General features: G+C 44.9%; 24 protein-coding genes and 1 pseudogene. 16 read left to right on the top strand and 9 right to left on the bottom strand.

What is annotated here, in order from left to right; all coding sequences use genetic code 11:
- A pseudogene (locus JKP82_RS20110) lies at positions 1–538 on the bottom strand (signal recognition particle-docking protein FtsY); the annotation flags it as partial.
- Positions 539–604: 66 nt separating this feature from the next.
- On the opposite strand from JKP82_RS20110, the gene rsmD reads away from it, so the two are divergent.
- Positions 605–1,261 (top strand): 16S rRNA (guanine(966)-N(2))-methyltransferase RsmD, encoded by a 657-nt coding sequence (gene rsmD / locus JKP82_RS20105; protein WP_218398478.1) that lies wholly within the window; start codon positions 605–607, stop codon positions 1,259–1,261.
- Positions 1,262–1,288: 27 nt separating this feature from the next.
- Here rsmD and JKP82_RS20100 read toward each other — a convergent pair whose 3' ends face one another.
- On the bottom strand, positions 1,289–1,870 hold the full coding sequence (locus JKP82_RS20100) for a YjaG family protein (protein WP_159533585.1): 582 nt from the start codon (positions 1,868–1,870) through the stop codon (positions 1,289–1,291).
- Positions 1,870–2,472, bottom strand: a complete 603-nt coding sequence (locus JKP82_RS20095) for a YhgN family NAAT transporter (RefSeq protein WP_159533587.1) — start codon at positions 2,470–2,472, stop codon at positions 1,870–1,872. The genes JKP82_RS20100 and JKP82_RS20095 overlap by 1 nt, the downstream gene beginning before the upstream one ends.
- Before the next feature lie 321 nt (positions 2,473–2,793).
- On the opposite strand from JKP82_RS20095, the gene JKP82_RS20090 reads away from it, so the two are divergent.
- Complete coding sequence (locus JKP82_RS20090; protein WP_013786295.1) at positions 2,794–2,976, top strand: MerR family transcriptional regulator; 183 nt, start codon at positions 2,794–2,796, stop codon at positions 2,974–2,976.
- An 80-nt stretch (positions 2,977–3,056) separates the two neighbouring features.
- Here JKP82_RS20090 and pepB read toward each other — a convergent pair whose 3' ends face one another.
- Entirely contained in the window at positions 3,057–4,358 is a 1,302-nt protein-coding gene (pepB, locus tag JKP82_RS20085) for an aminopeptidase PepB (protein WP_159533589.1), read from the bottom strand.
- A gap of 97 nt (positions 4,359–4,455) precedes the next feature.
- Here pepB and sfsA point away from each other — a divergent pair, with 97 nt between their 5' ends.
- From sfsA to panC, 7 genes are all read left to right on the top strand, one after another.
- Entirely contained in the window at positions 4,456–5,157 is a 702-nt protein-coding gene (gene sfsA, locus JKP82_RS20080) for a DNA/RNA nuclease SfsA (protein WP_159533591.1), read from the top strand.
- Positions 5,158–5,374: 217 nt separating this feature from the next.
- Entirely contained in the window at positions 5,375–5,824 is a 450-nt protein-coding gene (gene dksA, locus JKP82_RS20075; protein WP_013786299.1) for an RNA polymerase-binding protein DksA, read from the top strand.
- Positions 5,825–5,892: 68 nt separating this feature from the next.
- On the top strand, positions 5,893–6,999 hold the full coding sequence (locus JKP82_RS20070; RefSeq protein ID WP_218398477.1) for a glutamate--tRNA ligase family protein: 1,107 nt from the start codon (positions 5,893–5,895) through the stop codon (positions 6,997–6,999).
- 98 nt (positions 7,000–7,097) lie between these two features.
- Positions 7,098–8,414: a polynucleotide adenylyltransferase PcnB gene (gene pcnB / locus JKP82_RS20065; protein ID WP_159533594.1), complete on the top strand. Its 1,317-nt coding sequence runs from the start codon at positions 7,098–7,100 to the stop codon at positions 8,412–8,414.
- Complete coding sequence (gene folK / locus JKP82_RS20060) at positions 8,407–8,904, top strand: 2-amino-4-hydroxy-6-hydroxymethyldihydropteridine diphosphokinase (RefSeq protein ID WP_218398475.1); 498 nt, start codon at positions 8,407–8,409, stop codon at positions 8,902–8,904. Before pcnB ends, folK begins: the two co-directional genes overlap by 8 nt.
- Before the next feature lie 50 nt (positions 8,905–8,954).
- On the top strand, positions 8,955–9,749 hold the full coding sequence (gene panB / locus JKP82_RS20055) for a 3-methyl-2-oxobutanoate hydroxymethyltransferase (protein ID WP_159533598.1): 795 nt from the start codon (positions 8,955–8,957) through the stop codon (positions 9,747–9,749).
- Positions 9,750–9,761: 12 nt separating this feature from the next.
- A complete protein-coding gene (gene panC, locus JKP82_RS20050) occupies positions 9,762–10,610 on the top strand; it encodes a pantoate--beta-alanine ligase (protein WP_159533600.1) in 849 nt (282 codons plus the stop codon).
- Positions 10,611–10,776: 166 nt separating this feature from the next.
- Here panC and panP read toward each other — a convergent pair whose 3' ends face one another.
- Positions 10,777–12,405 (bottom strand): pyridoxal-dependent aspartate 1-decarboxylase PanP, encoded by a 1,629-nt coding sequence (gene panP / locus JKP82_RS20045; RefSeq protein ID WP_218398474.1) that lies wholly within the window; start codon positions 12,403–12,405, stop codon positions 10,777–10,779.
- Positions 12,406–12,681: 276 nt separating this feature from the next.
- Between panP and JKP82_RS20040 the strand changes: the two genes are divergently transcribed.
- On the top strand, positions 12,682–13,401 hold the full coding sequence (locus JKP82_RS20040) for an EAL domain-containing protein (RefSeq protein ID WP_218398472.1): 720 nt from the start codon (positions 12,682–12,684) through the stop codon (positions 13,399–13,401).
- Between the two features lie 27 nt (positions 13,402–13,428).
- On the opposite strand, the gene trmB is transcribed toward JKP82_RS20040, so the two are convergent.
- Genes trmB through JKP82_RS20025 form a run of 3 tightly spaced genes read right to left on the bottom strand, consistent with a single transcriptional unit; the run spans position 13,429 to position 15,844 of the window.
- A complete protein-coding gene (trmB, locus tag JKP82_RS20035; RefSeq protein WP_218398470.1) occupies positions 13,429–14,109 on the bottom strand; it encodes a tRNA (guanine(46)-N(7))-methyltransferase TrmB in 681 nt (226 codons plus the stop codon).
- Entirely contained in the window at positions 14,109–14,921 is an 813-nt protein-coding gene (locus JKP82_RS20030) for an ABC transporter permease (protein WP_159533608.1), read from the bottom strand. Before JKP82_RS20030 ends, trmB begins: the two co-directional genes overlap by 1 nt.
- Before the next feature lie 2 nt (positions 14,922–14,923).
- Positions 14,924–15,844, bottom strand: coding sequence for an ABC transporter ATP-binding protein (locus JKP82_RS20025; RefSeq protein ID WP_159533610.1), 921 nt, complete (start codon positions 15,842–15,844; stop codon positions 14,924–14,926).
- Positions 15,845–16,655: 811 nt separating this feature from the next.
- On the opposite strand from JKP82_RS20025, the gene pdsR reads away from it, so the two are divergent.
- The 6 genes from pdsR to JKP82_RS19995 all read left to right on the top strand — a co-directional run bounded on the left by pdsR (position 16,656) and on the right by JKP82_RS19995 (position 25,114).
- The gene (gene pdsR, locus JKP82_RS20020; RefSeq protein ID WP_129740251.1) at positions 16,656–17,345 is read left to right on the top strand and encodes a proteobacterial dedicated sortase system response regulator; all 690 of its coding nucleotides are present in this window, start codon (positions 16,656–16,658) and stop codon (positions 17,343–17,345) included.
- 12 nt (positions 17,346–17,357) lie between these two features.
- Positions 17,358–19,658 carry a proteobacterial dedicated sortase system histidine kinase gene (gene pdsS, locus JKP82_RS20015; protein ID WP_159533614.1) on the top strand — a complete coding sequence of 767 codons (2,301 nt, stop codon included), beginning with the start codon at positions 17,358–17,360 and terminating at the stop codon, positions 19,656–19,658.
- Between the two features lie 192 nt (positions 19,659–19,850).
- Complete coding sequence (locus JKP82_RS20010) at positions 19,851–22,145, top strand: TonB-dependent receptor (RefSeq protein ID WP_218398468.1); 2,295 nt, start codon at positions 19,851–19,853, stop codon at positions 22,143–22,145.
- 26 nt (positions 22,146–22,171) lie between these two features.
- Positions 22,172–22,852, top strand: a complete 681-nt coding sequence (locus tag JKP82_RS20005) for a Fe2+-dependent dioxygenase (RefSeq protein ID WP_218398466.1) — start codon at positions 22,172–22,174, stop codon at positions 22,850–22,852.
- 307 nt (positions 22,853–23,159) lie between these two features.
- Entirely contained in the window at positions 23,160–23,894 is a 735-nt protein-coding gene (locus tag JKP82_RS20000) for a methylamine utilization protein (RefSeq protein ID WP_218398464.1), read from the top strand.
- A complete protein-coding gene (locus JKP82_RS19995) occupies positions 23,894–25,114 on the top strand; it encodes a hypothetical protein (protein ID WP_159533622.1) in 1,221 nt (406 codons plus the stop codon). Before JKP82_RS20000 ends, JKP82_RS19995 begins: the two co-directional genes overlap by 1 nt.
- Positions 25,115–25,120: 6 nt before the next feature.
- Here JKP82_RS19995 and JKP82_RS19990 read toward each other — a convergent pair whose 3' ends face one another.
- Complete coding sequence (locus tag JKP82_RS19990) at positions 25,121–26,212, bottom strand: CNNM domain-containing protein (protein ID WP_159533624.1); 1,092 nt, start codon at positions 26,210–26,212, stop codon at positions 25,121–25,123.
- Positions 26,213–26,225 lie beyond the last annotated feature (13 nt).

Below are 26,225 nucleotides of genomic sequence, written 5' to 3'. Positions count from 1 at the left end.
CTTCTGCTTCTGCTTCTGCTTCTGCTTCTGCTTCTGCTTCTGCTTCTGCTTCTGCTTCTGCTTCTGCTTCTGCTTCTAAAACGCTAGCCGTTTGAGTAGAAGATTCAACAACAAATACTTCGCTTTCTTGCTTTGGTTCAAGATCTTGAACAGGCGTTGAAAGTAACTCCTCGGCATTGTCGCCATCTTTTGCTGGCGCTGACGGGCTTGCTTCATCGGCTATTTCTACAGCATCTAACTTATCTGGTACCACACTCAATGGCGTAGCGTCTTCTTTCTCTACAGGTACTGGCACTGGCTCGTCAGCCACTGGTGCAACGCTTTCTACTGAATCGCTCTGGGGTGTATCTGTTGAAACGCTCTTGGCAGTTTCAGGTAGATCGCTCTTGGCAGTGCTATGTGACTGCTCAGCATCTGAAGTTTGTGATTCATCAGGCAAAACGGTGCTTTGATCAACTGATTTTTGATCTTGGTTTTCCTGTGCTTTTTGCTTATTTGCTTTTTTGTTCTTACCGAACCAGCCAAAAAGTTTCGACATTGTTAAGACAAATCCTTATAAATACTGGGCAATTTCGGCTACACTTGCCGAATATTGAATAACCCCATGATACCATTGTCAGCGACTATGAAGCGAGTTTCTCGCCCACTCAGGGCACCTTCAACTACAAAAAAAACCCATTCTACCCACGCAAAAGCGAATGGCGGGCATATTCGCATTATTAGCGGTCAATGGCGTGGAAGAAAGCTACCGGTTCTCGACGCCGAAGGTTTACGCCCCACCACCGACCGAAATAAAGAAACCTTGTTCAATTGGCTTATGCCTTATTTGAATGACGCAACGTGCTTAGATGTATTCGCAGGCTCTGGAGGTTTAGGGTTAGAAGCCCTATCGCGCTATGCCCTTTCTTGTGACTTTATTGAATTGGATAAATCGGCAAGTGCGCAGTTAAAGAAGAATTTGGCGTTGCTATCACCTAATGATGCTCAAAATGCTAGTGTCCATCAGGGCGATGCCTTAGCAATACTGCCTACCTTTTCAGGTAAAAATTTCGACATTATGTTTGTCGACCCGCCTTTTAACAAAGGACTGGTTGAACCAACCTTATCGGCTATTGCAAGTAATAACTTATTGTCTAACGATGGGGTACTATACGTAGAACACGAAGCGAACCTTGCGCCTATTGCCTTGCCGAGCCACTGGCAAATTATAAAAGAAAAGCGCACATCGGCGCTTTGCTATTATTTGATAAAGGCTGTGTAGTAAGCTTTTTGTCTCGCGGTGAAAGCGTTAAGCCAAATCGAGCCCTATATTCGAAATACCCTCTTCTAGCGCAATCACTTTAAGCGCATCAGCAGTGCTAGCAGGAGACTTTCCAGCTTCAACACAATCAAGCAACGCTTCTTGCACTGCTACTTCAAACACCATTAGTGGGTGTTCTTTTACCGTTTCATCGTCGGCTTCGCCGCTTTCTAACAAGTAAGCTTCTACACTCCCTTGAGAAAGCTTGCTAACGACCACCGCACCTTGCGGATCGTCGCCTGCGATAAGATTAAGCACAGCGGCTAACCCAATTGCGGCATCAATCGCGGGGTAAACACCGTAGGTATCAAAATCGCTAGTATCGGGCGTCGCCACTTCCACTTTTTCAAGCTGTACTGCAAGGTTAAATTTGCTTTTAGGTGCTTTCACCGACTCCCATACAAGATTGAGACAGTTGCGAATACCTTCTTTATCACCAAATTCGGTAAGGTCACAGAACAGCTCGTAGTTAGGGATCATTCGCTCAAGCAAGGCTGCACTAAACGCAACTGCTTTAAATCCTTCAAGCGCGCGCACGCGCCCAAATGTATTAAGTTTTTGCTTTGCCATTAATTAGCTCCGGTGGCATGCATAAAGTATTGAGTAGCACCATCAAGAAGCATTTGAATGGCTATCATGACGAGGATCATCCCCATTAGTCGTTCCATCGCAATAAGACCACGTTCGCCTAATAGCTTATGAAACACATTTGAAAACATCAAAATTACTGCACTTATCAACCAAGAGGCGCCAAGCGCGAGTGCCCAGTCAGACATACGTTCTGGGTTTTGGTTTGCCAGAAGAATGAGAGCCGCTAATGTTGAGGGCCCTGCAATCATTGGAATAGCAAGCGGCACCAAGAACGGCTCTTCACCTACGGCAAGCCCGCTAGGGTTGCCTGCTGACGGAAAAATCATTTTAAGTGCAATCAAAAATAGGATGATACCACCAGCAATGCTAACCGTTTCTTGTTCAACATTGAGAAAATTTAACACCGACTGACCACTAAATAGGAATAAAAACAAAATTCCTAATGCAAACAGTAATTCTCTAATAAGAATCATTTGCCGTCTTCGGGGTTCTATTGACTTCAAAACCGACATGAACACAGGCAAATTGCCAAGAGGATCCATGATCAAGAATAACATGACGGCTGCTGACCAAGTATCCATTTTTTCTTATTCTCCAATAGCTTGCTGGGTATCATTGGCAGCAAGAATATTTTTTATAAAACAATTTTCAGCATTGTACAAAAAAGCATTCGTAATTTGTCAATTTTAGGCTTAAATATTAAATATAACGCGTTGAAATCGTGGCGGGCCAAAATACATCTAGTGCAAAGCTGCACAATTGAGCTATTCTCGTATTTCTGTATTGAGTCATTTTATTAATAATATGTACCTCAATAATTGAGCGCACCGAGGTATTGCAGCGGTAGCTGCGCTTACAACGAGAATGAATTTAAAAACAAAATAACGTTGGGAACCAGCAGAATGAGTTTGATGACTGTAAAAGAAGTAGCGGCCTATTTAGGTGTTCAAGAAGTGAGAGTTGAACGCTTAGAAAGAGAAAGCTTATTAGTAGCAAAAGAAAAAGACACAGACGGCAATGCCCTGTTTGATAGCGCGGATGTAGAGCGTTACAAAGTGCTTGCTGAGCGCTTAGGCGGTATTTAACTGCCCGCAAACATTTATCTGTACAGATAAACTGAATTAAGTGATGTCGCCACCTTAGGGTGGCGACATCCGTTTATGACTTATTTAAAGTCTTGAAGCATTCTTGCAATGCTTCGAATTCCTTTGGCCGTTGCACCTACTGGCATTTCTGCCGTTGCTCCACCATGATAAGCTGCCGCTAAATCTAAGTGCACCCAACCTTTCCCTTCAGGGTTTACAAACCGTGATAAAAAGCCTGCCGCATTAGAAGCACCGCCACCGCCACCGCCTTTCATAGGTCGGCTGTTTGCTGTATCTGCAAAGGCAGATGGGCATCGCTCTGCATGAAATGATTCAATCGGTAATGGCCAAAAACGTTCGTTTTCAGCGCTTGCCGCCGCAAGCATTTGTGAACGCGCGCTATCATCCATTGAAAATACTGCGTGATAATCAGCGCCTAGCGCCACCACTGCTGCCCCCGTTAAGGTAGCCGCATCAATAATGAGTGGCGCGCCCGTTTCCGTTGCTGCCATTAACCCATCAGCTAATACCAAACGCCCTTCTGCATCGGTATTAACGACTTCAACGGTCACGCCATTTTTGTAGGTAAGTACATCACCTAATTTATAAGCATGACCGCTAATTAAGTTTTCCGCACAGCATAAAATGAGTTTTAAACGCTTACTAATACCTTGGCTAATGGCAAGGCCTAGTGCGCCGGTTACGGTAGCTGCGCCGCCCATATCACATTTCATATCAAGCATACCTTCACTTGATTTAATGCTGTAACCACCACTGTCGAAAGTAATCCCTTTCCCTACCAGAACCGCTTCAACAGGCGCATCAGGATCACCGGTTGGGTTGTAATCAAGCTCTAACATCACAGGCGGGCGTTCACTGCCTCTACCCACGTTATAAATGCCTGTCCAACCCGCATCTCTTAATTCTTCACCCACTGTCATGGTATAAGACACATGTTCTTTACCTAATTCAGATAGCCAAACTGCAGCACGCTGCGCTAGGGTTTCAGGACTTAAATCTTCTGGTGTGTCGTTCACCAACTGCCGGGTAAATAGCAACGCTGCGTAGTTCTGTTCTAGCCACTGCTTATCGTCGTTGTCGGCCCACTTGATAGTTGAAGGGTTGCGGGCTCGGGTAAAACTTAACGCGAAAGCCCATTGTTGTTCTTTGGTCCACTTGCCCATTAAGGCCACTTCAGGAATGTTTAATCCATCAAGCTTACGCGCCACTTGTTGAATTGTGCGCTCAAGCGCGTCACTGTTGCTGTTGTCGAAGTTTGGCAAGTGGATTACTGCGCCGTTTTCACTAAAAGAGAGCTTAGTATTTTCTCCCCACGCACTATTGGCTTTATCTGAGGATAAGCTTACGGTAAATTCTGCCATTACGTTTTAATCCTTATATATTTTTGCGTTTCATTGCTGGGGTAGATATTTAGTTCTAGCAATGCATGTAAATGTATGTCGTTACAGGTCTATTATTATGCTTTTTTCGCCATCACTACTACGTGGCACTTTAATTAAACGCTATAAACGGTTTCTTGCCGACGTAGAACTTGAGGACGGCTCAATAGTGACTGCACATTGCCCTAATACAGGGGCAATGACAGGGTGTGCCGAACCTGGCTACACCGTTTATTTGAGCGAGTCTGACAATCCTAAGCGAAAATTAAAATATACCTGGGAGCTTGCCCAAACCTTCGAAGGCGACTTCATTGGCATTAATACTCACAATGCTAATAAATTGGTGGCAGAGGCACTAAATAACAAGGTCTTGTCCGCATTTTCTAACATTAGTCATTGGAAAGCTGAAGTAACACCGCCTGGTGGTAATAGTCGTTTTGACTTTGCCTGTGGTCAAGGTGACACCCGTGAGTATGTTGAAGTGAAATCTGTCACACTGGCGCGAGGCAACCAAGGATATTTTCCTGATGCGGTAACCGCTAGAGGTGCAAAACACTGTTTAGAACTTGCAGAACTTTCTCAACAAGGTATAAGTACCTGCTTATTATTTTGTGTTCAGCATACGGCCGTGCATTCTGTACAAGTAGCGCGAGATATTGATCCTGTTTACGCCGACGCCGTAAACACCGCGGTTGCATCCGGAGTGAAGATCCTCGCTGCCAGCTGTTCAATTGATGAACAAAAAATAGTTATAAATCAAACACTACCAGTAAACGTGTGAAAAAGAGGTTGATTTTTTTCATTTCGCCTTCATATTTGCGCCTTGTTTTACTGGAAGTACGTGAAACACGTAGACTAGTAACAGTGCTGACTTATAATCAATATCATCAGCATAATAATTACATAGACACGAGCAATTGCTTGTAATGAACGGCTTTGATTTAGTTAATCGATTCATTCAGGACAAGATGGATGTCGTAGTGTAGGAGATGTGGCAGATGCCAACAGGAAAAGAAACAAAATCCCTAGGGCTATTAGCACTAGCAGGATTGCAGCCGTACCAGGCTACCGCTGACGAAGAGTACATGGGCGAGCCGCAAATGGAGCACTTCCGTTTACTGCTTAAAGCATGGCGCAATCAACTTCGTGAAGAAGTTGACCGTACCGTTACGCACATGAAAGACGAAGCAGCAAACTTTCCAGACCCGGTAGACCGCGCTGCGCAAGAAGAAGAGTTCAGCCTTGAATTACGTACTCGTGACCGCGAACGTAAATTAATCAAGAAGATTGAGAAGACCCTTAAGCGTATTGAAGAAGATGACTTTGGTTTTTGTGACCAATGTGGCATTGAAATCGGTATTCGTCGCTTAGAGGCTCGTCCTACCGCCGATCTATGTATCGACTGTAAGACCATGGCAGAAATCAAAGAAAAGCAACTACAGGGTTAATAAACCTTCGTAGTAAGTTACACGCCTCATAGTATTTACTATAGAGGTGTGTAACAGTATTTCTATTAATGCCAACTAAAATCGACTCCTCGCCTCTATATGTCGGCCGCTTCGCGCCTTCGCCGTCAGGTCAACTTCATTTCGGCTCTTTAGTTACCGCGCTCGCTAGCTACCTAGATGCACGTCATCACAATGGGCAATGGTTAGTTCGAATGGAAGACATTGACGCAACTCGATGTTTACCTGGTGTCGATAGCGATATTTTGCATACCCTTGAATGCCACGACCTTCACTGGGATGGTACCGTTTTATATCAACAACAACAGCATGCAAGGTATCAGGCAAAACTTGATAATTTATTAGCAGAAAAGTCAGCCTATTTTTGTGCCTGTACTCGCAAGCAAATAAAAGCAAATGGCGGGCACGACAATCACTATTGTCGAGAACTAGGCCTAACCGCTCAGGCAGTGTCCGAATCAGCGCCAAATACCCGTGGCTTAGCAATACGATTAAAACTTGATTGCCACTTAAGTGCCTTTGATGACGGTATTATGGGCAGGGTTGATAAAACAGGGGCAATATCTGCAGCCCATTCAATCTCGCCTGATTTAACTTCTTCTAGCTTTGCCGAAGCGGGACAACACAGAGTCAAAAGCAATAGCAATAGCAATAGCAATAGCAATAGCGACGATGGCTCAATAAGCGCTAGCGAAGCAACACCATTAAGTACAGTACCAGAAGATGTTGTAATTAAGCGCAGTGATGGTCTTTTCGCTTATAACTTTGTAGTAGCATTAGACGATGAATATCAGGGTGTAACGGACATTATTCGGGGCAGTGACCTTTTAGATGTCACCCCGCTTCAATACGCTATTTATCGTTCGTTAGGCTGCAGTGTGCCACGATATGGGCATATTCCGGTTGCAGCTGTGTCCCAAGGGCGAAAACTGAGCAAACAAAACCATGCTGCACCCATTAACAACAAAAATGCGTTGGAAAATATCGTTCACGGCCTGTCTTTTTTAGGCCAAGGTAACTATCACGCGAACGAATTTGAAAATGTCACACAACTGCTTACTATGGCAATATCACGCTGGGATAGGAAATTAGTACCTAAAATAGCCGAAATTATTGTGGGCGAGCACGAATCCACTTATTATAGCCATCCTTTATAACCTTCGGAGACTTCACCATCATTCATCGTGTTTTCAATTCTGTTAAGCGAGCCTTTACTAAGGAACATACCGCTGACAATGTACTAGAGCCTCGTGTTATGACTCGTGGGGAGCACGGCATCTCTCGCGAAGACGTGAGCCCTAATGCGTTGAAAGTCATGTATCGCCTTAACGGAGCAGGCTTCGAGTCCTATTTGGTCGGAGGTTGTGTTCGCGATATTTTGATGGGGCATGAGCCAAAGGATTTTGATGTGGCCACCAATGCCACACCGGAACAAATTAAGGGGCTGTTTAGAAATTGCCGTTTAATTGGCCGTCGTTTCAGACTCGCTCACATTGTATTTGGCCGTGAAGTAATAGAAGTAGCAACTTTTCGTGGCCATCACAACGAAGAGCCTGAGGCTAAAGAAGTACCGAAGAACAAAGCAGTGTCGAAACGAGATGCCCATGGGCAGCTGGTTAGAGATAATGTTTTTGGCAGTATTGAAGAAGATGCCGAACGCCGAGACTTTACGTTTAATGCCATGTACTACAGTGTGGCTGATTTCACGGTAAAAGACTTTGCGAATGGCCTAGAAGCCATTGAGAAGCGTGAAGTACGTTTAATTGGCGACCCTGAAGTTCGCTACCGTGAAGATCCGGTTCGAATGCTTCGCGCCGTGCGTTTCGCGACTAAGCTTTCAATGCGTATAAGCGACGACACTGCTACACCAATCAAAAAGCTGGCTGGGTTATTAAATAATATTCCTGCCGCCCGTTTGTTCGAAGAAACGTTAAAACTATTCTTATCTGGAAAAGGTGAAAAAACCTTTATGATGCTGCGTGAGTACGGCTTAATTGCACCGTTATTCCCGCAACTTGCGCCACTTATCGAAGACGAAAACAGTCGTGAAATGCAGTTTGTTTTGAAAGTACTGCAAAACACCGATGAAAGAATTAATAACGATCAACGGGTAACACCTGCATTTTTGTATGCTGCACTGCTTTGGTACCCATTAGAGGAGCGCGCGCAAATCTTGCAAGCGGAGTCTGGCTTAAACGCACACGATGCTTTTAATCTCGCATCAACAGAAGTGATTGCGAAGCAAACACAACGCATTATGATCCCTAAGCGTTTTTCCACGGTTATTCGAGACATTTGGATTTTGCAGCAACGCCTTCCTAAGCGTTTCGGCCGTCGTGCCTTTCAGCTGTTAACCCACCCTAAATTTCGTGCTGGCTACGATTTTCTACTCGTTCGCGGGCAAGTTGAAGGCGGAGCCCTATTGGAGCTAGCTCAGTGGTGGACGCATTTTCAACACGGCGAACCCGGTAAGCAAAAGAAAATGTTAAACGACTTACGACGCCAAGAAGGTGATGGCCCAAAACCAAGAAAGCGTAAACGCCGCCCAGCATCGAGAAATACTGATGCATAAAGAGCACGTTTATATTGCTATAGGCAGTAACCTAGGTGACCCAGTTCAACACGTTGAAGATGCCTTTATTGCGCTGGGTTTACTTGAAGGTACTCGGGTGCTGACATGCTCGTCGCTGTATGCAAGTAAACCTATGGGCCCGCAAGACCAACCGGATTACATTAACGCGGTATGCCTAATTGAAACAACGCTAGCACCGGATAAGTTGTTAAGTGCACTCCAGCGTACCGAACACGATTTTGGCCGTGAACGTAAGGGCCAACGCTGGGGCGCAAGAACCCTAGATTTGGACATATTACTTTACGGTAGCCAAACTATTTCTACGCCTGATCTTACTGTGCCACATATTGGCATGTCTGAGCGGGAATTTGTGTTAGTTCCTCTCTTTGAAATAGCCCAATCTATGGTCATGCCCGACGGAAAACCTATTTCTCACTGGGTTGCTAAGTGCTCACTTGATGGCCTTAAACGCCTGCGCCCTTCCATTTAGCTTCAAAATCCGTATAGTTCGCCACATTACTCTTTCCCTGGAAGGTTGCTATGAAGAAAATTACTGTTTCTGGCTTGCTCAAAAAGAAGCAAGCCGGCGAAAAAATTACCTCACTAACAGCTTACGATGCCAGCTTTGCTAAAATGTTTGATGAGCAAGGTATTGATGCCTTACTAATTGGCGATTCGCTGGGTATGGTGCTTCAGGGAGAAAGCGACACCTTACCGGTGACCATTGAAGATATTGAATACCATACGCGCAGCGTAAGGAAAGGCACCGAACGTGCCTTCGTATTAGCTGACATGCCGTTTATGTCCTACGCGACGCCAGAACAAACTTATGCGAATGCAGCCAAGCTTATGGCAGCGGGTGCAAGCATGATTAAAATGGAAGGCGGGAGCTGGTTATGTGAAACCATTCAGGGTTTGAATTTGCGTGGCGTGCCTGTATGTGGTCATTTAGGGCTCACGCCGCAGTCGGTTCACGTTTTTGGTGGATTTAAAATACAGGGCCGTGAAGCCGACAAAGCAGAAAAACTGCTAGCTGAAGCGAAAGCGCTTGAAGCGGCAGGCATTCAGCTACTAGTGCTTGAGTGCGTACCGTCTTCGTTAGGCAAAGCCGTAAGCGAAGCGTTGAGCGTACCCGTTATCGGTATTGGTGCCGGAAATGATACTGATGGCCAGATTCTGGTGATGCATGACATGTTTGGTATAAGCGCCAATTACATGCCGAAGTTTTCAAAAAACTACCTTGCCGAGACGGGCGATATGCGCAAGGCCGTTCAGCAGTATATCGCAGAAGTACAAAGTGGTGCCTTCCCGTCCCCTGAGCACAGCTTTGAGTAACGAGGTTTAAATATGAAGGTTGTTGACGACATTGCGTCATTACGAAAACTTACTGGCGAATGGAAACGCAGTGGCAACACCGTAGGATTCGTCCCTACCATGGGGAATCTCCACAATGGGCACTTAAAACTGGTTAAGCGCGCCAAGGCACATAATGCCCGGGTGGTGGTGAGCATTTTTGTTAACCCTATGCAATTTGGTGCTAATGAAGATTTAGATGCATACCCACGTACCATTGAAGAAGACAAAGCCAAGCTTATTGAAGCCGGTGTTGATGCCGTCTTCTTACCGAGCGTGTCTGATATGTATCCCGGCGGCGTTGAACATCAAACCGTCGTAGAAGTACCTGACATTTCAGATATCTTGTGCGGAGCAAGTCGCCCAGGGCATTTTCGTGGCGTAGCCACCGTGGTGAGCAAATTATTTAATATGGTTCACCCTGATGATGCCTTTTTCGGCGAGAAAGACTTTCAGCAGTTGCAGGTTATTCGCACCATGGTGCGCGACCTTTCTATGGGTGTGACCATTCATGGTATTCCCACACAGCGAGACGTTTCTGGCTTAGCCTTAAGCTCACGCAACGGTTATTTGACCGACGAGCAACGCCATACTGCCGCCACTATTTACAGTGAAATGACGGCATTGAAAGCGCGTATAGAAGCGGGCGAAAGAAATTATGTCGCCTTGGCAGCCGACCTTGCAGATAGCCTCACCGATTCAGGCTTCAACAATGACTATGTGCATATTGTTAATGCTCAAAGTTTAAAGCCTGCCAAACAAACCGATACACACTTGGTTATTTTGGTGGCGGCGTTTCTGGGTAACACCCGTCTTATCGACAACCTCCAAATCCAAGTTTAGGTACAAACCCACGTATAGGCTCCGGTATTAATACCGCGCTTTAAAGCTTACGTTGTTAATGACGCATTAAAAAAAAGCCCCCGTACGAATGCGGGGGCTTTTTTGTATCTGCTTTCATTTGCTAGTAATGAGTCATCCTAATAACCCGAATAGTCAGCGCGATTTATCAGACAACAGGTATTGTCTCTATCATCTTCACTAACTCTTTATAAAGTTTAGTACCGGTAGCAATAACGTGCTGCTCGTTAAGTATATTGCGTAAGTCCTGAGTACTGGTAAGCGGGTTCGCTAACACCACCCTGAATACAGTAATACAGTTAGTGGGGTATTCTGGCGCTTCTAAGCGTGTACGAGAGACAAAAGACTTCCCTGCCTCACGTTGCTGCTTCTGTACAATTACAGTCAGCCTATCAAGCTTCTCGTTAATCTTATGCTTAGTGGCCTCACCCACATGTTTAACCTTTTCTTGAAGGCCAGCAGGACAGACTCGATAAGTCAGCAATGACAGTGTAGGTGACGTGGTCAACTCAAAGTCAGGGTGCTTGGCAATCATATCGGCAAAGGTGACCGCTTTTTCGATGCTTCTGTCGATTAACAACTCATAGCCCCTACGACCAAAAATATGCATGGCAGAGTACACCATCATGGCCATACCGTTACGCGAACCTTCAAGGGTAGTCGCGCCTAAATCTTTAGATCCTGCACGCAGTATGTATTGGGCATGGTGGCGCACTGCATTGGCATCTTCAGGGTTTTTGAACAACGCCATACCTGCCCCCATGGGCACATACATTTGTTTATGGGCATCAATAGTAACTGAGTCGGCACGCTCAATGCCTTTTAAGCGGTGTTTATATTGCGATGAGAACAAGGTTGCCCCACCCCATGCGGCATCAACATGGAACCAACATCCTAATTCTTTAGCTACATCAGCCAATTCGTTAAGCGGATCGACATGCCCTGTTTCAGTAGTACCACCAACGCCAACAATGGCCAGCAACTTGTTGCCTTCTTCCTGATAACGTTTACCTGCGGCGAGTGCTTTTTCAGGGTCGAGGGTTTGATTCGGGGCAGGTAGGGATAGTAATTGCTCACGACCTAACCCCAATGCATCGACTGCTTTTGATAGGGAGTAGTGCCCACGCTTACTGCACATGACACCAAGATGATTAATATCGTGGAAGCGATAAGCCGCAGCAAGCCCTGCTTTTGCTACACCAGCAAACCCCTCTTGCGGGCCCAAAATTTTATTTCTAGCTACCCACAAGGCGGTAATATTGGCAATGGTACCACCGGAACAAAAAGCGCCTAAAGAACGCTTAGCACTGTGTAAGTGACTATCGTAGAAGTTTTTTGATTCGTCATAAACGAGGTTATGCATCATACCTAGCACTTGACGCTCAAGGGGCGTGAAGGCTTTCGAGGTTTCTATTTTTACCAAGTTCTGATTAAGTCCCACCATCAACTTAGACAGGGGCAAATGAAAATACGGTAATGCAGAGGTCATATGACCGATAAACGTGGGTGAATAAGTATTTACCGAATGGGCAACCAGTTTATCTAGTAAGCTTTCAGCGTGGGTTGAAACAAACTCTGGCGATTCAGGTACTTTTGAGTCCGAGAAGTCTTTCTCAATCTCTTCCAGTGAGGTTTTTTTGGTAACAACGTGCTGCGACAAAAAATCTAAGATATTGTCAGATAAATGCTGTTCAATTTGAGCCATCTTTGAGTCTTTGTGTTCAGGCTTGGTAAAGACCCTAAACAGGTGCTCTAGACTAACTTGCGCTTCACCCACTCAACCAACCTCACTTTGAAATGACTCTTTATCAAGAAAACACAACCCAACTTCGTTGCCTACGCTGAAAGCGATCATAATACTTTCAGGGTCACGAACTTTACCTCAGATTGCCCACTACGCCAAGCGTATCCCGATGATTTGACCGTGTATCAGCGCAAGATATTCTGTGGTGATAATTCGCTATCATTACTGTGAAGTAACCTAAACTTCTCAAATGATGACGGGTAATGCTATATTTTGGCTATACATACGAATAAAAATAAAGGCTGCAGTGTGCCAATAAGAGCCGTAAGTGAAACCGTTTCTATCAATAATATCGTGCCCTACTTCCAACCTATCATAGATTTAAGGTCGAAGCGTGTGTGGCGTTACGAGTGCTTAGCTCGTTTAATTACCGCCGAAGACAAAACCTTTTTACCTAGCGAATTTCTCTACCTGATTGAACGTGAGCAACACGTTAAAGCCCTTACTGAAGCCATGTTTTGCCAAAGTGCCCGTTATTTTCGCCATGTACAAGTGCCTTGGAGCATTAATATTAGTGCGCGAGATTTACTAAACGAAAGCCTGACCAATACGCTTCTATCCCATTTAATAGACTACCCCAACCCGGAAAGAGTCAGTGTTGAGATAAGCGCCGCCAGTGCATTAACCCACCCAGAGTTAATGCAAGCGTTTGTTGAGAGAAGCACTGAGGCAGGACTCGGGGTTTTCTTAGATAACGTGGGTGAAAACCCCGGCAATATTAATGCAATACTGAATATGCCGATTAACGGCATTAAATTAGCCGGAGGTTTGATTAGCCACTATGAAAAAGATGACGCCGTACAAGATTACGTCGACAATTTGCTCGCTCTCTGCCAAGCGCGTGCTATTAGCGTGGTAGCAGAACATATTGAAACAGATTTACTGCTGGAAAGCGTGAACAAACTGCCCATTCAGTATGCCCAAGGCTATGTCTTTAGCCCTCCACAACCAAATACACCCCATCACTAGGCGCCGGTAGCTGTTCTCGCCTTTATTCTACGCGCCGCCATCGGCCTCTTCTGAATAGCAATTAAGTGACCAGCAGTGTTGGCCGCTAGCGCGATATTTTCGTTCAAAAGGGGTCATGGCGTTAGCAGATGTAATTTCAGCTACATTCGATACCAAGCCGTAATGCGTAGCAGCTTGAGCAAATTCCATTAAATAAACCAACCAATTACTACGCACTTCAATATTCGGGGTGATGGCCATCAAGTCTGCCATGGCAGCACTACCGTGCCAGCGTTTTTGCACCTGGGTTTTCTTCGGGTACGGATTTGGATAATACAAGCAATGCTGGCTCACCTTCCAATTTGCCCGGTGAACCAATCGCCAAAAATCATTCACATCGGCGCGAATAACCCGATAATTATCTTGCCCAGCTGAATAATGCTGATGCTTGTCCACCCGCAGCGCCGATTTATCTAAGCCAATAACGCGGCAATCAGGGTTCGCTTTAGCAATATTTGCTGTGCTTTCACCCACGCCACAGCAAGAGTCTAAAATAATATAGCCGGTAAACCCGTCAAGCCATTCGGTTGCTTCATTGAAGGCGAGCTGCGTATGCTCGCCAATGGGGCGCTGGTTTTCAGATGACTTGTAACGCTTTACTAGTTCATCGAGCTTTTCGTGCACACCTTCTTGATTTGTTGTAATCCCTCTGGAGTTCCCGCTAGCCATTAGCTACGTATTCCTTTACCTGTTTTAAGCAGGTAATAAGCAACAGCGAACAGCACAATATTAAAGCCCACTAATAATGCTAACGATAAGGTAACGTCAACATCTGAAACCCCTAAGAACCCGTAGCGGAACCCATTCACCATATACACAACAGGGTTGGCTTTACTTACCCACTGCCAAAACTCAGGCAAAAGAGTAAGGGAATAAAATACGCCGCCAAGGTAGGTTAACGGGGTTAATACGAAGGTAGGTACAACACTAATATCATCGAAAGTTTTTGCAAAAATGGCGTTAATTAGCCCTGCCGTTGAAAACAATGATGAGGTCAGTAGTACGGTAAGAATAATGATACCGATATGGTGTATCTGCACATCAACAAAGAACAGCGATACCAAAGTAACAATAATGCCAATTAGCACTGCCCTTGCTACACCGCCCCCTACAAAGCCTAGAATGATCACCGAAGTGGGCACCGGAGAAACCAATAACTCTTCAATATTTCGCTGAAATTTCGCACTGAAAAAAGACGACGATACATTTGCGTATGAGTTGGTGATAACCGACATCATGATCAAGCCTGGAACAATAAACTCCATGTAAGAAAAGCCGCCCATTTCGCCTATTCGGTTACCGATAAGGCTACCGAAAATCACGAAATACAAACTCATGGTAATAGCGGGTGGAACTAAGGTTTGGATCCAAATGCGTAAAAAGCGAGTGCACTCTTTTATCCAAATAGTGGTTAGCGCCACGTAGTTTTGCTTGAACCAGCCAATCTTTTCTTCAGACTGTGTGTTTGCCTGTGAATTCATGTTTAACCCTCTGCCTTTGCCGTTTCAACCAAACGCACAAACAGCTCTTCTAATCGGTTTGATTTATTACGCATACTCAATACTTGAATGCCTTGTTCGGTCAATTGAGCAAAAACAGGGTTTAACCCTTCTGCCTTTTCCACATCGACTTCCAAAGTATGGTCGTCAAGTAAACGACTTTCGTAACCCATCAGGGACGGCTTTTGTTGACCAAGGTTAATGTCCAGCACGAACGTTTCTGTGTTCAACTTCGACAATAAGGCCTTCATGCTGGTGTTTTCCACAATGGCGCCTTTGTTAATAATGGCAATGTTGCGGCACAGCATTTCTGCTTCTTCAAGGTAATGCGTCGTTAAGATAATGGTAATACCTTGGCGGTTAATCTCCTCTAAGAAGCCCCACATTGAACGGCGAATTTCTATATCTACACCGGCGGTAGGCTCATCAAGTATTAATAAACGAGGCTCATGCATAAGCGCGCGGGCAATCATTAGCCTGCGTTTCATGCCGCCTGATAGTTCGCGGGCTCTGGCATCGCGTTTTTCCCATAAATCGAGCTGAGCTAAATACTTCTGAGCCCGTTCTTTCGCTATGCTTCGGGGCACGCCGTAATAACCCGCTTGATTGAGCACAATTTGCATCACGGTTTCGAACTGATTGAAGTTGAATTCCTGTGGCACTAAACCAATACATGCTTTGGCTTGCTCTTTTTGGGTATGAAGGTCGTAGCCAAAAATCGATACCTTGCCATCGGTTTGATTAACCAAAGAACTGATAATCCCGATAGTGGTAGATTTACCCGCGCCATTAGGCCCAAGTAAAGCGAAAAAGTCACCTTTATCGACAGTGAGATCTACGCCTTTAAGTGCCTGTACGCCACCTTTATACGTTTTGGTTAAGCCTGATATATCCAACGCTTTCATGTGCTGCCCGTAAGTTGCTCGTAAGTTGCTCGTAATTTGAGGCCTCCAGAAATGGAGTGCTCTGTAAATCGAGAGCCCTGTAAATCAAATGCTCTATAAATTCAGTTTGACGCAAGTTGAAGTGATTACCAATCTGCCATAATACACCGACAACAGTGATAATATGACGGTATACCTACCGTAAGCGTGTTTTAAGCATAGTGCTGGCAAATGTTAGTAATTCAACCCTTGCCGTAATAGGGATATTCAATACCCATTCCACTCATGCTATCACTAATTCAAAGACGAAATAAAAAAGGGGGTAATTATGTCACACTTATTATCCCATCTGTCTGCAACTCCCCTGAGCTTGCCGATTATTTTGCTATTTTTATCGATTTTTTATCGAAGCCTCAATGTATTCCTTTATCGATATTGAGCATTTTTGCCCTGTCGTTTACTGACTGGGTTACAGACTATTCAGGGTGATTAACGATTATCGCAAGCAAACAAAAATAGGAAGAGAGCGAGATAAAGGAGGCTTAACCAACGGTGGCAGGTATAAAAAAGCACTGCACCTAGTTGGGGGTTAGGCACAGTGCAAGGGGTTGGCGTACCAAAGTGAGTCATACTTGAGTCAATCTGTCTTCCCAAGCACAGATATAGTTAACCAAGCAGACAAGGCAATATCAGGGCACAATAATGGAAAAGCTATTTTGTTTAATGGCAAATATGGCCAAAAGCGGGCGACTTTATGGAATTTGCGCCGAACTCAGGCACGCGCGCTTTTGCCAAGGTATAGTAGTGCCAATAATGATTGAGAGTAGATCCCATGCCTAAAACAATTGCGCTAGTAGAAGATGATGCTGCTATCAGAGAAAACTACCTTGTTGCCCTAAGAGCACAAGGCTACAAGGTGAATGCGTTTGAAGATCGCCCCTCGGCAACTCAGGCGTTTAACGAAGCATTGCCAGATTTAGCCATCATTGATATTGGTTTAAAAGAAGAAATGGAAGGCGGTTTTTTGCTATGTCAGCAGTTGCGAGGTTTGTCGCCCACTTTGCCTATTATCTTTTTTACCGCTAGAGACAACGACGTAGACACCATCAGCGGGCTTCGCATGGGTGCCGACGACTACTTAACTAAAGATATCAGCATGGCTCACCTACTTGCCCGTATCGCCGCGCTTTTCAGACGAAGCGATTTAATGTCAGCCCCTGTCGAGCAAAAGGACGAGCTTCGTATAGGCGAATTAAAAGTGGATGCCTCTCGTATGACAGTAAGTTGGAGCGGCGAGCCTGTCGCCCTGACAGTGACAGAATTTTGGATGTTACACGCGCTGATTAAACACCCAGGCCATGTTAAAAGTAGGCAACAATTAATGGATGAGTCGCGCATGGTAGTAGATGACACCACCATTACTTCTCATATAAAACGTATGCGCAAAAAATTCATTCAATTAGACCCGCAGTTCGACCACATAGATACCGTTTACGGTATGGGGTACAGATGGCAGTTGTAAGGTATTGCTAATATGCGGTTAAGGTTCTCCATACGCTTACAGTTGCTTGTGTTGTCGCTGTTCTTTTTTGCCATTCCCTACCTTGGGTATAATTACGTATGGGAGCTAGAGCAATACCTTCGCACAGGCCAAGAACAAACCATGATAGGTACGGCGCGGGCGGTAGCAACCGCCCTACATGAGCGCCCTGCGTTATTCGACAGCGAATCGGCCTATTTAAAAGACGTACGCCCTGGCACTGACTTATACGCCCCGCCCATTCCTTATCCTATTCAGCTTGACGGTGAACTAAACGATTGGCAACAAGTTGACGACTTGCTTACCCACTATGGCGCAAGTGAAATTGTTGAGCGCTTTACTAACCTTCACACTAACGACGAAAACAAGGGCGCCGCTAGCGAGAATAGAGGCACCGCTAGTGTAGATAAAGCGATTAGCCTCTCATTCGAGCATATGGTAGGCCGATATGATCAGTTTCTGTATGCCATGTTCAACGTTACCGACGATGCCTTGTTGTGGCGACAGGCAAATAGTTTAAGTGTGGAGCGGGGTGACCATTTACTTATTGGTATGCAAACCCCAGCAGGTAATTTAGCACGATACGTAGTAGCCCCCTATGAAAGTGGCTGGGTAAATGCGTTTAAACTAGCAGAATCTGGCTCAGCATATCGCGCTGTAGAAAATGCGCTTAGCATTCAAGGTCGCTGGCAAGAAACCGCTACTGGCTATAATATTGAACTTCGCTTTCCCCTTTCAATGACATCAGGTGCACTCGCCTTTGCCATTGTTGATGTTGACGACCCAGTAACAAGGCAGAAACGCTATGCCATAGGCACCGCCAACACCAATAATATTGATGAGCTAGGGACTGTGGTAACACCGTCACCAGAAATTGAGCGCATATTGGCAGGGCTAAAATATGCTGATTCCAGAGTGTGGGTGATAGACAACCATAAGCGGGTATTGGCGCGAGCAGGCGATATACAAACGGCTTCAGGGCTAAATACTGCCAAGCGAGAGGCAAGCGAAAACCCGGTATGGCAATGGGTGGAAACCCATTGGCTACTGCCCTTGTATTACCATATTCTCACAAAGCCACCCGCCGACTTTGTGGATGAACTGGAAGATGCGTACGCGTTGGCTGGCCGAGATATAGGCTTAGCCCTTAACGGTCAACCGGATTCATTATGGCGGTTAACACCCGATAACAAAGCCGTGGTGGTGTCTGCCGCTTACCCTATTTTTATTGAGGGCGCAGTAATGGGTGCTGTGGTGGTAGAGCAAACCACGAACGGTATCCGCACATTGAGAAACCGCGCTTTAGAGCAATTATTTCACGTGATTTTGGCAGTCATGTTACTGGGTACTTTAGGTTTATTACTTTTTGCCAGCAGAATATCCAATCGTATTAGGCGGCTTCGAGATAACACCGAGGCAATCATTGATGCCAACGGTAAGATTGTCGGTAAATTACCGGTTGCCAAAGAGGGTGATGAAATTGGCGATCTGTCGCGAGCGTTTTCCGATGTTTTAACGCGATTACAGCAATATAACTCCTATTTAGAGAACATGGCTTCTCGGCTTTCCCATGAACTTAGAACCCCAATAGCCGTGGTGAAGTCGTCTCTTGACGCGTTGTCTCAAGTGAGTGCCCAAGACAGTACTCAAGCCAAAACTCAGCAGCCTAATACTTCTCAAGAAGACCAAGCAAACGCGGTCGTGCAAAGCAGTACACAACAAGATGTATTCGTTCAACGTGCCCAGTCCGGTATAAGTCGGTTAAGTTCTATTTTAAATGCCATGAGTGAAGCCACCCGACTAGAGCAAGCCATTGCGCAGGAAGATGTGACTACATTCAACCTGATTGACGTAATTAAAGGCTGCGTGGGTGGGTATCAACATGCTTACACCGATAGGCAATTTGCACTGTCTTGTGCATCAGACGCTGCCGTTCTCGAGGGCGCCCCCGACCTTATCGCGCAAATGTTTGATAAAATTATTTCTAACGCGGTCGATTTTAGTCAACCCGACGACATCATAGATGTGGCAGTTTATACCAAAGATAAAAGAATTATCCTCACTGTGAACAACCCTGGCCCCCTATTGCCCGAAGGCATGAAAAAACAACTCGTACAATCAATGGTATCGGTTCGCCCTGATTCTGAGGCGGCGCAATCAGCAGGTTCACCGCATCTAGGTTTGGGGCTCTATATCGCTGACATTATTGTCGCTTTTCATCAAGGTACGCTCGCCCTGGCCAATCGAGATGACAAACGCGGAGTGATTGTCTCCGTTAACTTCCCAAAGATATGATGCGCTACGCTATTTGAGGTGGTTTGCAAACCACCTTCCATTTTCTGTTATATCCCCTTTAAAGCAGCCCTTTAAGTTTTTCTAAAAACCCTCCAATAAATAACGCATGAGAATTATTCTCATTAGTATTTACATTCATTTACTACTTGAATACACTTCTGTGCCTCAACACACATAGGGAAAACACACACAATGATAAATAAAACGTTAACGATGGGTGCACAAACCATTGCTGCGGCCTTAGCTTTCGGACACGGCGCTGCAATTGCACAAACTCAAGAAACTGAAATCTGTAAAGATAAAACCGAAGCGGAATGTAAAGCGCAACAAGACGAAATTGAGCTAATTCGCATCCATGGTGTTCAGCAGTCTATCTATCGCTATGACAAGTCTGGCGATCCTCGTCGTTTAGCCGACCTTGTTGATACACCACAAACCATTAGTGTTCTTACACAAGACCAAATTCAAGAAAGTGGTAAAACTGACCTTAAAGATATTCTTGCTGCGCAAGCCGGTGTAACTCTTGGCACAGGTGAGAATGGTAATGCTTTTGGTGATCGCTATGTAATACGTGGCCACGAAGCACGCAGCGATGTGTTTGTTGATGGTTTGCGTGACCCAGGTATGACTACCCGTGAAAGTTTCGCCACCGAGCGTGTTGAAATTACTAAAGGCCCAAGTTCAACATTTGCTGGCCGTGGCTCTTCAGGCGGTGCGGTAAACAGCATTACGAAAAAAGCCTCTACTAGCTATAACTTTGGTCGTGTTGATGCTGCCGTTGGTACCGATGAGCACACGCGCTTAACGGTAGATTTGAACAAGACCTTAACGGAAAACAGTGCAATTCGTGTTAATGCACTCACGTCTCAAGAAGACAAGCCGGGTCGCGAAGGCATTGAACGTGGACGTGATGGTGTTCAGCTTTCTTACGTACTAAACCCTAACGACAGGTTGTCTTTCATTGGTGATGTTTATTACCTTAATGCAGAAGATAAGCCTGACTTAGGGAGTTACTACGACCGTGATGCGGGTTATCCGTTAGAAGATATTCCTGTTTATGCACAAGATGACGACTTCCAAAACTCAGAAGTCACCACTTTTACCTTCCGTACCGAATATGAAATTAGCGACAATGTTCGTTTTTATAACGCGACTCGTGCAGGTAACACTGAAAACGAATACGTAACGACCGGTATGAGCGCGACAACGCGTGATGATTCTGATGAAACCGCACCAGGTGTAGATACACTTCGACTTAGCACTCACCAAGGCTGGCAAGAAGTAGATTACTTCACGACTCAATTTAACCTTTTCTGGGACACGTCATTTGCAGGCTTAGATCACCGTTTAGTATTTGGTTTTGAGTACAGCGATGAATCGGTTGATAACGGTGTTTTTGATATTGAAAACCTAAATACTAACTGTGCAATTGGTGGTCGTCGTGGCGTATCACAAAGCTATTGTATCCTTGATGGTGATGGAAACCTTATCGATAACATCGGGTCATTAATGGACAGAACCATTGAACGTGGTGATGAAGATGCCCTTTTCGATATTGAAACCTATGCCATTTACGCCATGGATACCTTTGCGTTAACCGATAAGTTAGACGTGTTCTTTGGCCTACGTATGGATAGCTACGACTATAGCAACCAAACAAGTCGCGACCTTTATGAGTTTTCTGATGAGTTGTTTAACGGGCACTTAGGTTTAGTATATGACATTACTGAACACGGTAATGTTTACGCCTCTTACAGCACTGCAACGAACATCAATGGCGGCGAGTCTGACCTTGGCGCGAACTGTGGTTACGGTGGACTATGTGGTACGCCTGAACAAGCTGCGCAAGCTGATCCAGAGCATGTTGAAAACATCGAAATTGGCACAAAATGGATGCTATTTGATGAAAAATTGATGGCAAATGCATCAATCTTCCGCATTACGAAAAGCGATGTACATGAAAGTATCGGTGAAGTTGACTACTCAACCATTGGTACATTAAACACGGGTGAAAACCGCGTTGAAGGTGTTGAGTTTGGTGTTAGTGGTGATATTACTGAGAAGTTTAGTGTTCAAGCCTCTGCCGCCTTCATGGACTCAGAAGTACTAGACTCATTCACAGAGTCTAATATTGGTCTTGCATTAAGTAACTTCGCTGATGAAAGTTTCTACTTGCAGTTGCGTTATCAACCCAATGAGAAATTCGCGTTTGGTGGTGACTACACGTACAAGTCGGAAATGTTCGGTGGTCAGCCTGACACTGCGGCAGGTTACAGCGCAGATACTGGGGAATACTCAATTGTCGTTCCTGACTATCAAGTATTTAACTTGTTTGCAAACTACTACGCATCTGAAAAACTAACGTTCCGTGTTAACATTGGAAACTTGTTTGATGAAGAATACTGGACTGCCGCTTATCGCTCTGGTGCCTTCATGTACATTGGTGACGGCCGTAACGTAACTGGTACGGTAAACTACGAGTTCTAAGTTAGTTTAAAGAGAAACGCAAAAAGATGATCATTATTGATAACCTACTAGACGCCGACCAAGTAGCGCAATATCGGGCTGCTTTAGCCGAAGTACCATTTAACGATGGAAAAGCGACCGCAATGGGCATGGCAGCAGGGGTTAAAAATAATGGTCAAGCTGATGCGCAGCACGCTACGGTTCAAGCGCTTGCCAACAACTTGTTGGCAAGCCTAGGCAACCACCCGCAAGTAGTCTCTGCTGCGCTACCTCAGCGCATTTTTCCTCCTTGTTTCAACCGTTACAGCGAATCGCAAACTTACGGCTATCATGTAGATGCCGCTATTATGCGTATTCCTAATACCCCTGATGTTTTGCGTAGCGATATGTCGATGACGGTGTTTCTATCTAGCCCAAGCGATTACGAAGGTGGAGAGTTAGTTATTCAGACCGGATTCGGCGAGCAGAAAGTCAAAGGTAACCTAGGTAGCGCTGTACTCTACCCTTCCTCAAGTTTGCATAAGGTTACACCAGTAACTCGCGGCGAGAGAATTGCAGCGATTACATGGATGCAAAGCATGATAGCTGACCAAGACATTCGTGAAAGCTTATATGAGCTAGACCAAAGCATTCAGTCTTTGGTGCAAGGCGGTAAAGCCGATAGAGAAGAACTCGATAAACTTCATCACGTATACCACAACCTCATTAGAAAATTCTCCATCGTTTAAACTGGACAAAACCTTACCCGTCACGCAAGGTTATTCTTGTAGGTATGTTTTGACAGTCTTATTTTATTAATAATTATATCTTGCTAGGTATTTTCCTCGTTTATGTGTAAATGCACCTTAAAGATTGGCCTAACGTCATCCATAAAGTTAGGCAGCGTAAAGAAAGATTATTAATCAATGCGCTTATTTAAACACTTACATAGATGCTCATATAAACGCTTACAATACTGTGAAATAAACCAGCTTTACCTCCGGTCTCTATATGACTGAAAAAACAGCTTTTAGCAAAAGATAGGGTTACTCTTAGATGAATGAACTAATGTGTGGATCATGCTTTTTTACACCGAACATTTGCTGGTTTAACCGCGTGGCGCAAAACTTCAATAAGCGTGCTGTGCTAGCCTTTATTGTAATGCTTGCGCCATTTAATGCGCTTGCAGATAATGTAACCGCATCAATAACCCTATTAGACGCCGAACAGTCCCCCGTAAAAGACGGCGTAGTTATCTTCACCCCTTTGTTTGATTTACCCAGCACAGAAACTAAAAACTCAGAAGCAGAATCAACACCTAAAACTGCAATTATGAATCAAATCAATAAGCAGTTTGCCCCTCATGTACTTGTAGTACAGAAGAACACAGAAGTTACCTTCCCTAACGCCGATAACGTGTTCCATCATGTTTATTCTTTTTCACCCACTAAGCAGTTTGAGCTAAAGCTATACAAAGAATTTACCGCCGAACCATTGTTCTTTGAGCAAGCTGGAATTGTGGATATTGGCTGTAATATTCACGATTGGATGCTAGGTTACATCGTTATTGCCGATAGCCCTTATTTTGTAAAAACCGCAGATGACGGTAACGCCGGTATCTCACTTCCCGCTGGCAAGTACAGTGTTGAGTTTTGGCATCCTAACGCGCCAAACGAGAAGCCCTTTATTGAATCTGAAGTTGAGTTAACCAGCGATAAAAGCTTCACACTAACCTTAACAAAAGTGATAGCAAGCGATGATGATTTCGACGATGGTTTTGGTGATTATTAATGTTCAGCCGCTGTATTCTCGCTATTTTTTGCTTCATCAGTTTTCACGCTTTTTCAGATACAAGGTTGTTGCTTAGAGGTAGCATTCTTTCAGCAGATAATGCTGGTACATTTCAAAAAAATGGCGCTTCCCACCAGCGCTTTGAAAATAATGCAGTCGCGTTATCTCAAGCGGCCCTGGCGTACAATAAAGTGCTCAGCGATGATTGGCAGTTTCATGCTGTGGCCAATGGGTATAGTGATGGAGAACAAAAACTCGGGGTTAGCCAACTCTATACTCAATACCGACCACTCACTCCATCTACGATTAAACCAGAAGTTAAGCTTGGCTTTTTCTACCCTGCAATTTCTGCCGAAAACACCGACATGGGGTGGCTGTCACCACACTTTCTATCTAATTCAGCCATTAATAGCTGGTTTGGCGAAGAACTTCGTACGTTCGGTGTAGAGGCAAGCTTAAGACAAAACGGCAGGCAAGTAAGGCGTGACTGGTCATGGAAAGTGGTAGGAAGCCTATTTAAGGGTAACGACACCACAGGCACCGTGTTATCTTGGCGTGGTTTTGCGCTACACGACAGGCAGTCGCTGAACAATGATAGAGTGAAATTCACTCCCATTCCTGGCGTGGTATCTGAAGAAGGAATAGGCGCTTGGGCATGGACAGATCCCTTTCGTGAAATTGATACTAAAATAGGTTATTACGCAGGTGTGCATTTAGCCCATAAGCGCCGTTCAGAGCTACGTTACTATTATTACGATAACCGTGCCAACCCACTCATTTTCGACCCTGACAGGATATATGCTTGGCGCACGCGATTTCACGCGTTAACCCTTCGCCATATGCGTAACCGCAATGTAACCTTTTTCGGGCAAGCGCTGATAGGTGATACCTTGATGGGGGAAAATATTGTCAACAATGACTTTTACGCGGCCTACATTGCTGCAACGTATACCCATGAAGCACATCAACTTTCTACACGTTTAGATTGGTATCAAGTGATAGATAACGACAACACCATAAATGACCCCAATAACAGCCGAGGGGAAGCCATTACCGTTAATTACACTTATGCAATGAGCTCGAAAATAGCATTATCTGCCGAGTGGCAAGTGAATCGAGGCCGCCAAGAAAACTTGAGATTTTTAAACGCTGCATCGGTATCTAGCGAGGCCTTCCACGAAAATCTGCTTCAGCTTGCGGTTACCTACCGAATCGACTGAACAGAACTAATCAGCGTTACCATTGGATTTAGACTTATCGAGTGACTCATCGGGTACGTTTTTGACCATCATTCGCTCTTTGCGGCGTGTCATCATTTTCGCCAGCCTGCGCATACTTACCGTTGTGTCTTTTTCATCAATAATATCCACACCTAGCAAGCGCTCTAGCAAATCTTCAAGAGTAATCACCCCTTCCAATCCACCATACTCATCTACCACTAAAAGCATATGAACATGTTTATCGATAAAATGGTCGAAGGTTACCGACAAAGGCATAGAGCCTAATATGGTTACCATGTCTTTAGCATATTCAGATAAGGGTTTATCAGTATTCCCGCGAGCTTGCGCTACTAATAAGTCTGAACGCATGACATAACCGGTGATGTTTTCCGAGTCTTTGTCTTCATAAATGGGGATTCGTGAATACTCGATATGCGCGTGTTTGTGGAAAAACACTTCTACCGTCATCGACTCTGCCACTGAAAACAACACTGTACGGTGTGTTATGGCATCTTTTACTTTTAATTCGTGCAAGCTTAACAAGCTTTGTAAAAATACCGCCTCGTGGTTGGCCAACTGCCCTTCTTGACCCGATAGCTCGGCCATGGCGTGAAGTTCTCCGCGACTTAACCCTCGAAGTGGACTGTCATCTTTAAATCCACGGGTGAGCAGTTCAGACATCACCACAAAGGGTTTAAGAATTATAATAAGATACTTAAGGAAATAGGCTGTTACTGGCGCCAATCCACGCCAATAGGTTGCACCGACGGTTTTAGGAATAATTTCAGAAAAAACTAAGATAAGTAGTGTTAATACCGCTGAAATCACGCCTAAGTATGCTTCGCCAAATACACTAGCCGCTTGTGCACCCGCGCCAGCAGCACCCATGGTATGCGCAATAGTATTTAACGTTAAAATTGCCGATAACGGCGTATTAATATTATCGGTTTGCTTTCGTAGCAAGATACCGCTAGGACGATTCTCTTTTTCTAAAACAGAGATGTAGGCTGAGGACACACTTAAAATGACTGCTTCAGCAATTGAGCATAAAAAAGAAAAGCCCAAGGCAATCAGTACATAAACGATGAGTAAAAACATGAGTCCTTTCCGA

Source organism: Alteromonas lipotrueae (genome assembly GCF_019249215.1).
GTDB lineage: Bacteria > Pseudomonadota > Gammaproteobacteria > Enterobacterales > Alteromonadaceae > Alteromonas > Alteromonas lipotrueae.
Note: the sequence above shows the minus strand (reverse complement) of the source record. Positions and strands in the feature narration are given on the sequence as shown.